This window comes from Bacillus cereus group sp. MYBK5-2 (assembly GCF_051915685.1).
GTDB lineage: Bacteria > Bacillota > Bacilli > Bacillales > Bacillaceae_G > Bacillus_A > Bacillus_A cereus.
Window position 1 is genome coordinate 586,934 of sequence record NZ_JBQAFE010000002.1, and the last position, 14,034, is coordinate 600,967.

The following is a 14,034-nucleotide window of genomic DNA, read 5'->3' on the forward strand; positions in this document are numbered from 1 at the left end:
TATATCTTATTTATCAGTTTTTGAAAAAAATAGAGTAAGTATTGTATTAATGCAAATAGGTTTGTATACTGACTGTTAGGCGAAAGTGAGAAGTGATTATTTTGAATCTTAGTAATTTAGTAAAAAAAGACATCTATATTCTCGTTTTAATGATACTTACAGTACCCTTAGTAGGTGAAATAAAGTCATTTCCTTTAAATGAAACATTTAGAATGAGCTTTGGCGCACCAACATTTTTCTTTTTTTTGTTATTGTTTCGACGAATTCCAGCATTTTTACCGGGTTTTTTAACAGCGATAGTCGTGGTAGTATTTCGTATCTCAATGGATGTCATTATAAAGGGAAATATGGATTGGCTAGCCGCTTTTCATACTCACTATCCTAGTTTTTTCTTTTATTTTACTTATTCGTATCTCTTTCATTTAGCAAAAATTAAACGTTTTTATCATCAACCACTAATGATTGGTTTTATTGGTTGCATGATTGAAATACTGTCAGACTGTGTGGAATTAATGATTCAATATTTCGTATTAAAAACATCGATCACATCCGAGGCAATAAATGAGATCATTGTTATCGCATGTTCCCATAGTTTTATAGTTCTAAGCTTTTTCAATATGATGAAATTGTATGAAGCGCAATCAAGGGAGAGACATATAAAGAAACAAAATGAACATATGCTCATGCTTATCTCTAATTTATATGAAGATGCTGTTCATTTAAAGAAAACATTACAAGATGCTGAGAATATAACAAAAAAATCCTATGATTTATATAAAACCTTAGACTCTTTTGAGCACAAACAGATGGATTTTCAGTTTGAGGATTTAAGGCAACAGGCATTACAAATTGCTGGTGAGGTCCATGACGTTAAAAAGGATAACCAACGTATTTTTGCGGGACTTTCAAAATTAATTTCTGATGAAAGTTTTACAGATTATATGTCTGTGCATGAACTAGTAAATATCATTATACGGGCAAATACGAAATATGCACGGTTGCTAGAGAAAGACATCCAATTTGTGTATAAAATTGATGGTGTGCATCCTCATTATCATATTTACACAATCTTATCTATTATAAATAATATCGTTACAAACGCTGTAGAAGCTATCCAAGGTATGGGAACCATCACAATTGACATTAATAAAGACCACCATTTTGTTGAATTTCAAATAGGCGATAATGGTCCTGGTATTTCTTCAAAATATAAAGATTCAATTTTTGAGCCTGGGTTTACTTCTAAATATGATGATTTAGGCAACCCATCGACAGGTATCGGATTATCGTATGTTAAAGAAATGGTCGAACAACTTGAAGGTGATGTTACGCTTGAGGACAGAACCGAAGGAAAAGGATCAATTTTTATAATTAGATTAGGGATTGATCATATAATTTCGAAAGGGTGATTCTATGTATTTTTATATAGTAGATGATGAAAAAGCGGTTCGCTCAATGTTGGCTCAAATTATCGAGGATGAAGATCTTGGGGAGGTTATAGGAGAAGCTGAGGATGGTTTATCTTTAGAGCAACAAATGGTAATCCTTAAAAATATAGACATTTTATTTATAGATTTGTTAATGCCGAATCAAGATGGAATAAAAACAATTCGTCAAATAAAACCTTCGTTTAAAGGGAAAATCATCATGGTCTCTCAAGTAGAATCAAAAGAATTAATTGCTGAAGCTTATTCGCTTGGTGTTGAATACTATATTATTAAGCCAATTAACCGGATTGAAGTATTAACAGTTGTTCGGAAAGTCATTGAACGAATTCGTTTGGAAAAATCGATAAAAAACATTCAAGAATCGCTTAATATGGTACTAAAATTGGATAGTAATTTAAGTACGCAAGAAAAATACCGTAGTGAAAAACATTTAAATACTTTCAATCATTTTCAAAATTCCATTCATTTTCTTTTGTCTGAATTAGGAATAGCCAGTGAAAGTGGAAGTAAAGATTTAATGGATATGCTAGATTATTTATATAAATATGAACAAGATAACACGTTGGAACAAGGCTTTCCCTCACTAAAAGAGATTTTTATGAATTTGGCTCAAAAAAAACTTGGGGATTCAGCTGAAGATGCCGAATTAAAAAGGTTCATAGAAGCTTCCAAACAACGGATTCGGAGAGCAATTTATCAATCATTAAACCATTTAGCATCCCTTGGACTTACTGATTTTTTAAACCCGAAGTTCGAAAATTATGCTTCTAGATTTTTTGATTTTACTACCGTAAGGAGAAAGATGACAGAATTGAATAATGAACCAACATTACCTGCTCGTATTGATACGAAAAAATTTATTCAAGTTCTTTATTTTGAAGCAAAACGAATACACTTGGAGTTAAGATGATAAACTCTTGCTAAGTATTATTTTCAATTGATAGATTGATAATTGTTTTCATGTTATTGGTTTTATATAGTTTTTCTAAGAGAGGATTTTCCTTTATTTCATATTGGCTTTAAAATCAGAAAATTCCGTATCGATTCGGTAGAAGTGTATGAACTTAAAACAAAAGAATATGTATTTTTTACACATTAATATTCATTAAAAAAAACGAGTATTTTCACAATAAAATATAAATACATAGTAAGTTGAATTGAAAAAAAGATGCTATCTTCTGGCATCTTTTTTTCTTTAAGAGGAAATATCATTGATCCTTATATTATTTGAAATTCAAATGCGGGCATATAAATAAGGGAAAAGGAGATAATATTTAACAAATTATAATTGGAAATGGTATTTTAGGTCAGAAATGTTTTTATACTAATTAGGTTATTGGTACTAAATAAGCATAATGTCTCGCTTTTCTGCTCTTTAATCTTATCGTTATTTTTTATTAAGTACATATCGTTTTTTAGAAATCTCAATCCTAGCAGAGTATATAAATTGGGTGATAAAAATGTGGAACATAATTACTTCTTATCTTCCAGATTGGAAAGTCTTTGTACAAGCTTTTATCTTGTTTTTAATTCCGTATACTATCTCAAGATTTTTTCATTGGGTTCGTATGTCAGAGAAAGAGTGGGAAGAATGAGTTGGTGGAAGTCAAGAGACAAACAAGTGAAAAAAAATAATATTCAAAGTAAAACGAAACAAGAGCATAAACCATCTCAAAATACAAACGTTCATTTCACAAATGATTTTGCCTCTAACTTAGAACTTATAAAGCAACAAATCGGACATAATTCTGATGTTCGATTTCGGAAGTTTAATATTGGACGCACAGATATTCAGGCTGGGATCGTTTTTGTTGATGGTCTATCAGATAAAGAGATAATTGACAAACATATTATGAAATTACTAATGGATGATTTTTCTGATGAATATAAAAATGAATCTTCTTATGTGGAGGGGACTGTTTCAAAAGAATATATTAAAAATAAAGTTCTTACAATTAGTGAAGTAGCAGAAGTCCATTACATAAAAGATTTAATACCCAAAGTATTGATAGGTTCAACAGCTCTTTTAATTGATGGTTTAGCAGATGTGTTTATTCTTGGTACAACAAAAGCAAATAAACGAAACATTGAAGAACCAGTATCGGAGGCATTAGTCAGAGGGCCACGGGTCGGTTTTACTGAAGTATTAAGTGATAATACCTCACTTTTGCGACGACACTGTGCGGATGAGAGCTTATCATTAGTAAAGCTACCAGTAGGAGAACGTGCAAAGAAAGAGTTAGTCGTCGCATTTATTAAAGATCTTGCTAGTACAGAATTGGTGGATGAAATAAAAAACAGAATTCAGAAAATTGACATAGACAGTGTACTCGAATCTGGTTATATAGAGCAACTTATTGAAGATAATTATCTCAGTCCTTTTCCGCAGATTCAAAATACAGAACGACCTGATCGTGTTATTAGTGCTTTGATGGAAGGTCGAGTAGCTATTTTGTTAGATGGAACACCATTTGTTTTAATTGCTCCAGTTACATTTAGTATGCTGCTGCAATCACCAGAAGATTATTATGAAAGGTGGCTTCCTGGTACGCTTCTCCGCTTATTACGCTTCATGACAGCTTTTGTTTCATTATTTGCTCCAGCACTGTATATTTCTTTTATTTCATTTCATCCAGGATTAATTCCCACTAAGCTCGCTATTTCTATTATCGGATCGCGAGAAGGAGTTCCTTTTCCCGCTTTAATAGAAGCGTTAATTATGGAAGTAGCTATCGAAGTTTTGCGAGAAGCAGGTTTACGTCTGCCTAAACCGATTGGACCTGCAATGGGAATTGTGGGCGGTTTAATAATTGGTCAGGCTGCCGTAGAAGCAGGAATTGTTAGTCCAATAATGGTTATCGTTGTTGCGGTAACAGCTATTTCTTCTTTTACTATTCCGCAATATAGTGTGGGAATTACGTTACGCATTCTTCGTTTTGTAGCTATGTTTTGTGCTGCGATATTTGGATTGTATGGAGTTATTCTCTTCTTTCTTTTACTTTGCAGTCATTTAGTGAAACTGAAAAGTTTTGGCGTTCCTTATACCAGCCCTGCTGTTCCATATCGATTCAGTGATTGGAAAGATTTTATGGTTCGCATGCCATTAAAAATAATGAGACGTCGACCGAAAATAATGCATACCAAAAAAACTATCCGCAAAAGGTAGCTGATGACGAAAGGAAGTGGCCTTCAGTGATTACTATACCTAAAGACCGAATAACAACTTCACAAGCAGTTGTTATTATTGTAAATTACATACTTGGGACAGGAATTCTTACTTTGCCCAGAGCATCTGTGGAAAAAGTGAAAACACCAGATGTATGGTTAAGTGTGATATTAGGTGGGATACTGGCAATGGTTTCAGGAGTAATTATGGTCAAATTAAGTCAGCAGTTTCCAGAAAAAACATTTTACCAATACAGTCAAGATATTGTAGGGAAATGGATAGGGAGATTGCTTAGTTTTCTTATTATAGGGTATTTTCTTACAACTTCAGCATTTCAAATTCGTTCAATGGCAGAAGTAATAAGCTTTTTTTTACTAGAAGGAACCCCCACATGGGCTATTGTTATGCCTTTTATGTGGATAGGTCTCTATTTGATTATGGGTGGTATTAATTCAATTGCACGGATGTTTGAAATAATATTTCCTATTACTGTTTTTATTTTTTTAATCATTTCCTTTATGAGTATCGGAATATTCGAGATAGATAATCTCCGTCCCGTATTAGGTTTGGGAATTAAACCAGTGTTAGATGGGATAAAAACAACGTCTCTCGCATATACAGGTCCTGAAATTATGTTAATTCTTTTGGTATTTATGGAACAACGAAAGAAAGCAGTAAAAGCTATTTTAGTTGGAATTTCTATTCCGTTAATCTTTTATGTAATAACTGTTGTAATGGTCATTGGTGCATTATCAATTGATGGGGTTGTAACAAGAACATGGCCGACAATTGACCTTATGCGCAGTTTTGAAATTTCTGGTTTGATATTTGAACGTTTTGAATCTTTACTGCTTGTAATATGGATTATGCAAATATTTGCTACCTATACGATTAGTTATTATGCAGCTGCATTAGGATTAGCGCAACTCTTTAAAAAGAGTATTCATCCATTTATTTTTGCTTTGATTCCAATCATTTACATCATTGCTATGACTTCGAAAAATATAAATGACTTGCTTAAATTGGGGGATATGCTCGGTAATGCTGCTTTATTTTTATTTGGTTTACTGCCACTGCTTCTTCTTATTATTACGCGATTAAAAGGAGGAGTAGTGTGAAACATAAATTTAATTATATGCGGTTCTATTTGGCTTTGTTATGGACGCTTTTGCTTCTATTTTTAACAGGGTGTTGGAGCAGTAAAGAAGTAGAAGAATTGAGTTTAACTGCAGGTATAGCACTAGATAAAGGGAAGGATTCAACAATTGAGAAAGAGGATGAGGAAGGAGGTTATCCTAAAAGAAACCTTATAACAGCTACTTATCAAATTGTTAGTTCGCAAGCACAAAGTAAAGGAAATGGACAACAAAAACGTTATATAAATGTTTCTGAGACCGGTGATTCCATTCATCAAATTGTTCGTGAGTTTTCATTGAAAAGAGAGAGCACAATGTTCAGCCCACATTTAAAAAATATTGTTATTAGCGATAGTCTTGTACGTACATACAGTTTAGAACAATTACTTGAACAGTATCTCCGTGACAATGAAGTTCGGCTTAGCTGTATGCTCTTAATTAGCAAGGGTCTAGCGAAGGAGGTACTGGAATCAAACAAAAAAGGAGAAATCCCAGCATTTCGTTTGTCTGGAATTGCAGATAATAGAAATAGAACAACAAGGATTTTACCTCCTGTATCGCTCGCTAAATTGGAAGGAAAGATGCGGTCAGGGGCCAGTTTTCTTTTGCAAAATGTAATCTCGATAAATGGGGAAACAAAATTTGCAGGAGCTGCTGTAATTAAAGGGAAGACAAAAAAGTTGATGGGCTTTTTAAATGAGCAGGAATTGGAAGGAGTAGTATGGATAAACGGAAAAAGGAATGGTGGTGTGGTAAAAACTTTTGATAAAGAATCAAAGAAACTCATTATATACGAAATAAAGTCAATAAAAAGCAAAATCATACCACATGTTAACGGAAATAATATTTCCTTTGATGTAAACATTGAATCAGAAGGGCGTTTGTCTGAAAATTGGATGCAATCAGGAAAAGATTTTGAAAATGAATTTTTGAAAAGGGAAGAAAAAGCTATTGAAAAAGAAGTAAAGCACTTAGTACATCATGTTACAAAAAAAATACAAAAAGAATACCAAGTCGATATTGCGGGTTTTGGAAACCAATTAAGAATTAAGCACCCGAGAACATGGGAGAAAGTCAAAAAAGATTGGGATCGAACATTTAGTATGGTACCGATTAAATATCATATAAATGTAACTATACAAGATTATGGAGCGTCAAGTTTAAAACGGTGAGATACCTTAATTGAAATTATATTTGCATCAAAACAAAAAGTTACAAAAATTTTAATTTAAAAATTTTTGTAACTTTTTGTTTTTTTATGTCCTTCTTATTATAGATTAAAGAAATGATTTTACCCTATACATTTCTTTTGCGTTATAAAAGTAAATCACAATAGTTACTATTGGTGTGTTATTTAACGTTAGGAAAGAGGAATCGCTATATGTCTTGAATAGGAGGGAGTTTGAAGTGCAAGCGAAAGCAGTGCAAATAGAAGAAATCTATCAAGAAATATTAGACGGTAAAAGAAGTAGGTTTCCACCGAATACATGGAAAGAAGATAGCAATAGAGAGCTATCTAAAAGGGTCACAAAATATTTAATTGAAACAATTTTAAAATGGAATGAAGAGGATATTAAACAAAAATGGAATACGCCTTTAATTATAAAATATCGATTACTCGGCGCGCTCAAACATAGTTATGATAATAGTCCCTATAAGATGATTGAAGACTTATATCCCAATAGATTTAAAGAGTGGGAGTTTGGTATGGCACCATTAAATTTTTGGACTAAAGAAAAAGCTCTTGAAGCATTAAAATGGACTGTTGAAGAAAAAGAAAAGCTAAGTAAAGTAGAACTATTCAAATTCTATAGTAAAAAATGGTTAGAGAAAAATAAACTCAGTGCACCATTAGTTATGTATTGGAATGGTAGTCCTTATGCAATGATAAATTCTTTATATCCTAATAAATTTAAAGAGTGGGAATTTAGTATGACTCCTAACAATTTTTGGACTAAAGAAAAAGCATTGGTAGCATTAAGGTGGACTATTGAAGAAAAAGAAAAATTAACTTCTTTTCAATTATTACAAGTTTACAGTGTAAAATGGCTTACTATTCATAATTTAATTTCTCCTTGTCAAATATTCTGGAATAACAGTCCGTACGCCATGATCAATGACTTATATCCTGGTCAAAATAAAGAATGGGAATATAAATTCACACCTACCGGATTTTGGACTGAAAAAAAAGCATTAGAGGCGCTGAAGTGGACTATTGAAGAAAAGGAAAAACTAACAGAGGGGCAATTACTATCTATTTACACACAAAGATGGTTAATTAAACATAAGTTATGGACACCATTAAGAAGATATTGGAAGGGAAGTCCATACAATATGTTAAATACTTTATACCCTAATCGTTATGCAAAAGATATGTTAAAAGGTTATAAAAATAAATAATGATTATATTAGAAGTCTTACTTATATCATACAATATCAAGTTTAAGATAGAGTTAATGAACTCTTAACTTAATTATAGGAGCGAAATTATATGTCACCTTTACGAGATGAAGCATTAAAAATGCATAAAGAAAAACAGGGGAAGATTGGTGTTTATTCTAAAGTTAAAGTACAAAATTCAACAGATTTAAGTCTCGCTTACTCACCAGGTGTTGCTGAGCCATGCTTAGAGATTTATAAAGATGAAAGCAAAGTATATGATTATACAATGAAAGGGAATCTAGTTGGAGTTATATCTGATGGAACTGCAGTATTAGGTCTTGGGAATATTGGACCTAAAGCAGCTATGCCAGTGATGGAGGGAAAAGCTTTACTTTTCAAATCATTTGCTGAGATCGATGCTTTTCCTATTTGTTTAAACACTAATAATCCGGATAAGATTGTTGAGGTTGTTAAATTATTAGAACTAAATTTTGGTGGGATAAACTTAGAAGATATTGCAGCACCTCAATGCTTTGAAATTGAGGAGCGCCTCAGAAAATCTTGTGATATTCCTGTTTTCCATGATGATCAACACGGTACAGCTATTGTAACGATTGCTGGCCTAATTAATGCACTTAAGTTAACAAATAAAAAAATTGAAGATGTTCAAATCGTTGTAAATGGCGCTGGTGCTGCTGGGATAGCCATTGTTAAGTTGTTACTCCATATGCATGTGAAAAATGTTATTTTGTGTGACACAAAAGGGATAGTATATGAACAGCGACCTATTGGAATGAATGCGCTTAAAGAAGAAATAGCTCGTATTACAAATATAGAACAGAAGCGGGGAAGATTAGCAGAGGCCCTGATTGATGCTGATGTATTTATTGGCGTATCAGCTGCAGGTGTAGTTGATGAGGATATGGTTCGTTCTATGAATCATAATCCTATTATTTTTGCCTTGGCTAACCCTACACCTGAAATTATGCCTAATAAAGCAAAAATAGCAGGAGCACTAGTAGTTGGTACAGGACGTTCTGACTTTCCTAATCAAGTAAATAATGTATTAGCTTTCCCTGGAGTTTTTCGTGGAGCCTTAGATGTACAAGCAAAAGAAATTAATGAAGAAATGAAGCTAGCAGCTGTTTATGCAATAGCTGATTTAATTTCAGAAGAAGAGCTTCATGTCAACTATGTCATTCCAAATCCGTTTGATCCTAGGGTGGTGCCACATGTAGCATATGCTGTCGCACGTGCTGCAGTAGAAACCGGTGTTTCAAGAAAAAATATCAGCATGTCTGAAATTAAAAACAATCTATTCAGGTTAACAAAAGAGACAAATATATTAAAATAAATATTTTTCTTAAGAAAATATTATGTAGTAAAGGTTATCTACTTAGTTCTTAGCGTATAAAAAATTAAATTATGTATACCTCCTTTCTGATATTGGTAAAACGCATATATTTATTCCTTGTGAAGTATGAAAATTAACAAAGTCTTAAAAGGAGCGAGTTTAAAAGATGATTGTTCTTCAGGTAGTTTTAGCAATTTTTATTGTAGTAGGGGGATTCATAAAAATTTTCCATATATCTTTTCAGGTAGAACATTGGCAACAATATCAATATTCATTATGGTTTATGTCTATAATTGGTTTGGTTGAAATTGTTGGAGCAATAGGTATAATCGGTGGTATTTGGAATCAATACTTAGCGCTAGGAGCAAATACATTAATAGCAGTTCTCATGGTCGGAGCTATTCATGCTCATATGTTTCGAGCAAAACAATCTATTTTAATGGCAATTCCTGCATTACTTTGTTTCATACTATCTATGGGGATAATTATTTGGAATTTAAATACATTTTCTTAAGCTTAACTATAAATTGTTAAAATAAGTAATTATTAGAGGGATGTGTAAGCTCTATTTAAAATGTTGAATAGTTAAAGATTATTAATTCATAAAAATTATCACCATTTTACTCTCGTTTTTAATAGTTCTATGAATAGAAAGTCTCTTCATTTTTTTATGCATGCTTGTAAACGAAATACGAAAACATAACTCATTATAGGAAGGAGAATTTTGAAATTCTATTGATAAACCCAGTAATTGTAATAGCCCTTATTTAGAATAATAATTTCAAAATCAATAAAATTTAGAGTAGAAGGAGCAAGAGCAAATTATTATGAATAAACAAATAGGATTCATCGGATGTGGAAACATGGGTATCGCTATGATAGGTGGGATGATAAAAAAAAATATAGTTTCTCCAGATCAAATAATTTGTTCAGATTTAAACGTCATTAATTTAAAAAATGCTAGTAATGAATATGGCATAACTATAACTACTAACAATAATGAAGTCGCTAACAGTGCTGACATTTTAATTTTATCAATCAAACCAGATTTATACTCATCGGTAATTAACCAAATAAAAGATCAAATAAAAAATGATGTAATCGTTGTAACTATTGCTGCAGGAAAAAGTATTAAGAGCACTGAGAATGAATTTGGTAGAAAGTTAAAAGTTGTTAGAGTAATGCCTAATACACCGGCACTTGTTGGAGAAGGAATGTCTGCGTTATGTTTTAATGAAATGGTTACAGAAAAAGATATAAAAGAGGTACTGAACATATTTAATATTTTCGGCCAGACGGAGGTCATAAATGAAAAGCTAATGGATGTTGTTACATCTATTAGTGGTTCTTCTCCAGCATATGTGTATATGTTTATAGAAGCCATGGCAGATGCTGCTGTACTTGGTGGTATGCCGAGAAAACAAGCTTATAAATTTGCGGCTCAGGCTGTATTAGGTTCTGCAAAAATGGTATTGGAAACAGGAATACATCCAGGTGAATTGAAGGATATGGTTTGTTCTCCAGGTGGAACGACGATAGAAGCTGTAGTAACGCTAGAAGAAAAAGGTTTAAGAACAGCTATCATTTCAGCTATGAAACGTTGTACGCAAAAATCTATGGAAATGTCTAGTTTAACTAGTAAGTGAGAAGCGAATTTATATAATATTTCAAATCTATTTAATGTAAAAGAAATATTATGAGGCTAGTTAATAACTAAGTAAATTTATATACAACACTAACGAGAAGAACAAACCTTATTTTAAAGGGGATACAGAAAATATGAGTAATTTACTAAAAAAGAAATCCGTTACACAATTGTTAGAGCATAATCAAAGCAAGACTTTAACGAAAACATTAGGGGCATTTGATTTAATTATGTTAGGGGTAGGCTCGATAGTTGGAACGGGTGTTCTTGTGTTAACTGGATTAGTAGCAGCAAGAAATGCTGGTCCAGCAGTTGTTTTTTCATTTATACTTGCAGCAATTATATGTGGATTTATAGCATTATGTTACGCGGAAATTGCTTCTACACTCCCGGCGTCTGGTAGTGTATATACGTACTCATATGCAACAATTGGTGAGTTTGTTGCTCATCTAGTAGGTTGGTCATTGCTGTTAATATATATCGTGGCAACAGCAGCTGTCGCTGCTGGATGGACAGGCTATTTCTACAATTTAATAAAGGGATTTGGATTAGAGATACCTAAAGCTCTAGTAACGATTCCTTCGCATGGTGGTATTGTGAATCTACCAGCAGTAATTATTACATTGATATTAGCATGGATGTTATCTCGTGGTACGAGGGAAAGCAAACGAATCAATAATACAATGGTATTGATTAAAATTGGAATGATTTTGTTGTTTATTACGGTTGGTATATTCTATGTAAAACCAATGAACTGGATACCAATTGCACCATACGGTTTAAGTGGAGTTTTTACGGGTGGAGCAGCTATTTTATTCGCTTTTACGGGTTTTGATATATTAGCAACTTCAGCAGAAGAAGTAAAAGATCCGAAACGTAATCTTCCAATCGGTATTATTGCATCATTAATCATATGTACAATTATTTATGTTATGGTATGCCTTGTTATGACAGGAATGGTTTCCTATAAAGAATTAAATGTTCCTGAGGCAATGGCGTATGTAATGGAAGTTGTAGGACAAGGAAAAGTCGCTGGTGCAATTGCTGCAGGTGCTGTAATTGGCCTTATGGCTGTTATTTTTTCCAATATGTATGCGGCAACACGAGTATTCTTTGCAATGAGTCGTGATGGATTGTTACCAAAATCATTTGCGAAAGTTAATAAGAAAACTGGAGCACCGACTTTTATAACTGGATTGGCAGGAATAGGGAGCTCTATAATAGCTGGGTTTATTGATTTGAAAGAATTAGTTAATTTAGTTAATATCGGTAGTTTGGTGACGTTTGCGTTAGTTTGTCTATCAGTTATTATCCTTCGTAAATCACACCCAAATTTAAAACGTGGATTTATGGTACCTTTTGTACCTGTATTACCATGCGTTGCAATTGTATGCTGTGTGTTTTTAATGCTAAATTTACCGTTAAGGACATGGGTGTACTTTAGTATTTGGATTACTATTGGGGTAGTAGTATATTTCCTTTATTCGATAAAACACAGTAATTTAAATGAGGAAACGACCTCGAAATTACATGATAAAATTGCGAGATAATAACGATCGAAAATTTTATTAATAATCATATTGATAGTTGAGTAACATAGAAACAGTTTTTTGACATTTAGCAAGAGATAAAATAAGAGATGCTAGGGCAGCTAAGTACTTTTTTAGAAACCTTGCTTGTTTTTTACGATTTAAAACTGCTAAGGAGAGAGAAGTATGAGTGAATTGCATTTTATGAGTATAGAAGAATTGGATAATAAATTAAAAAAATCTGACAGTGGTATTTATTTCATTAAAGACTATAATGACAATATTATTTATGTAGGCAAGGCTTTTAGTATAAAAAGTAGAGTATTAGCTCATTTTAATAGTTATTCCAATATTGAGGAATATGTACATTTATTTAATAAAGTAGCGTATCTCATTGAAGATAGTTTGTTAAAACGCTCATTGTTACAAGTTACTTACATGATTAAATATAAACCAGTATTAAACAAAGAAGTACAAAAAGAATTCCCAGAGTTGTATACTCAATACATTAAGCAGACAAATAAAAAATCTATGTTGTTAGAAATTGATGAAGCTAAAGAAAAAAGGGATGAGTTAAAGAATAAATTAGTAAAATTAGTGGGTGGAAAAACTATGTTTTATGACATAATTTCTCTGTTAAATAATGGATATAACTATCATGTCCTCGCAAAAGTATTGAGCATAGAACTTCAAACTTTAATTATAATAAAAGAACACCGAAATAAATTCCCGATACCACATAATTATAAGAGGACAATAAAACATCAAGATATAATGTATGCTTTATCTGGAAAAAAGAATTTAAGTACTTAAAGGTTAAACACTTAACTTTAAAATAGTAAACTCGTTGCTTTTGTAGCTTTTATTGTTATATTGAAATGCAATGTACATTTGTGTTTCAAATTTAATTGGTGAAATAAGGGGAGGGAAAGGGTTCCTATAAAAATACTGGAATAAATTGGGTTATTCATGCGTAAATAGCATAATTAGGTACATGTTATTTATAAATATTCAAAGATACGAAAGTAATACAAATGAAATTCTTATTTCTGCTACTACAAGTACTATTGAGCAAATGAAGTATGAAAGTGCTTTTGAACTAGGGGTCACACTGGGACCTGATACATTACATCATCTGCAAATGGTTCGGATCGGTGGAGAGATTACAAAACGCTTAGTTTGAATGGCTGAAAAACAGTTAACAGGTCAATACAGACTACACTAAGAAAATAATCCGTATATATATATGGATTATTTTTCCTTTAATTTACAAAAAAATAAATTTCGAAATTGAAAAAACCTCTCAGATTCCTTTGTAATAAACTTTTTTATTTGTGTTAATGACATAGGTATCAAAAGATAATAAACCCGATA

General features: G+C 32.2%; 13 protein-coding genes. 12 read left to right on the forward strand and 1 reads right to left on the reverse strand.

Translation table 11 applies throughout. The annotated features are described in order from the left end of the window. Window positions 1-133: 133 nt before the first annotated feature. Window positions 134-334: a hypothetical protein gene (locus ACTFP3_RS11250; RefSeq protein WP_257130255.1), complete on the reverse strand. Its 201-nt coding sequence runs from the start codon at window positions 332-334 to the stop codon at window positions 134-136. Here ACTFP3_RS11250 and ACTFP3_RS11255 point away from each other — a divergent pair. The 12 genes from ACTFP3_RS11255 (at window position 252) to ACTFP3_RS11310 (ending at window position 13,843) form a co-directional block, all read left to right on the forward strand. Beyond that, on the forward strand, window positions 252-1,409 hold the full coding sequence (locus ACTFP3_RS11255; protein ID WP_440010635.1) for a sensor histidine kinase: 1,158 nt from the start codon (window positions 252-254) through the stop codon (window positions 1,407-1,409). The genes ACTFP3_RS11250 and ACTFP3_RS11255 overlap by 83 nt on opposite strands. 4 nt (window positions 1,410-1,413) lie before the next feature. Beyond that, on the forward strand, window positions 1,414-2,358 hold the full coding sequence (locus ACTFP3_RS11260) for a response regulator (RefSeq protein ID WP_000274085.1): 945 nt from the start codon (window positions 1,414-1,416) through the stop codon (window positions 2,356-2,358). A gap of 681 nt (window positions 2,359-3,039) precedes the next feature. Then, window positions 3,040-4,614, forward strand: coding sequence for a spore germination protein (locus tag ACTFP3_RS11265; RefSeq protein WP_000119234.1), 1,575 nt, complete (start codon window positions 3,040-3,042; stop codon window positions 4,612-4,614). A gap of 26 nt (window positions 4,615-4,640) precedes the next feature. After that, window positions 4,641-5,732: a spore germination protein gene (locus ACTFP3_RS11270; RefSeq protein WP_000628606.1), complete on the forward strand. Its 1,092-nt coding sequence runs from the start codon at window positions 4,641-4,643 to the stop codon at window positions 5,730-5,732. After that, on the forward strand, window positions 5,729-6,922 hold the full coding sequence (locus ACTFP3_RS11275; protein ID WP_025686876.1) for a Ger(x)C family spore germination protein: 1,194 nt from the start codon (window positions 5,729-5,731) through the stop codon (window positions 6,920-6,922). The genes ACTFP3_RS11270 and ACTFP3_RS11275 overlap by 4 nt, the downstream gene beginning before the upstream one ends. Window positions 6,923-7,157: 235 nt before the next feature. Then, window positions 7,158-8,150 (forward strand): DUF4046 domain-containing protein, encoded by a 993-nt coding sequence (locus ACTFP3_RS11280; protein WP_001148033.1) that lies wholly within the window; start codon window positions 7,158-7,160, stop codon window positions 8,148-8,150. 91 nt (window positions 8,151-8,241) lie between these two features. After that, window positions 8,242-9,486 (forward strand): NAD(P)-dependent malic enzyme, encoded by a 1,245-nt coding sequence (locus tag ACTFP3_RS11285; protein ID WP_000074777.1) that lies wholly within the window; start codon window positions 8,242-8,244, stop codon window positions 9,484-9,486. A gap of 166 nt (window positions 9,487-9,652) precedes the next feature. Next, window positions 9,653-10,000 carry a DoxX family protein gene (locus ACTFP3_RS11290; protein ID WP_000636506.1) on the forward strand — a complete coding sequence of 116 codons (348 nt, stop codon included), beginning with the start codon at window positions 9,653-9,655 and terminating at the stop codon, window positions 9,998-10,000. 313 nt (window positions 10,001-10,313) lie between these two features. Continuing rightward, complete coding sequence (proC, locus tag ACTFP3_RS11295; RefSeq protein WP_001041290.1) at window positions 10,314-11,132, forward strand: pyrroline-5-carboxylate reductase; 819 nt, start codon at window positions 10,314-10,316, stop codon at window positions 11,130-11,132. Between the two features lie 133 nt (window positions 11,133-11,265). Beyond that, a complete protein-coding gene (locus tag ACTFP3_RS11300; protein WP_440010478.1) occupies window positions 11,266-12,681 on the forward strand; it encodes an amino acid permease in 1,416 nt (471 codons plus the stop codon). Window positions 12,682-12,846: 165 nt separating this feature from the next. After that, a complete protein-coding gene (locus tag ACTFP3_RS11305) occupies window positions 12,847-13,473 on the forward strand; it encodes an excinuclease ABC subunit C (protein ID WP_001292161.1) in 627 nt (208 codons plus the stop codon). A 181-nt stretch (window positions 13,474-13,654) separates the two neighbouring features. After that, window positions 13,655-13,843: a small, acid-soluble spore protein, alpha/beta type gene (locus tag ACTFP3_RS11310; RefSeq protein WP_325863832.1), complete on the forward strand. Its 189-nt coding sequence runs from the start codon at window positions 13,655-13,657 to the stop codon at window positions 13,841-13,843. The last annotated feature ends 191 nt before the right edge of the window (window positions 13,844-14,034 follow it).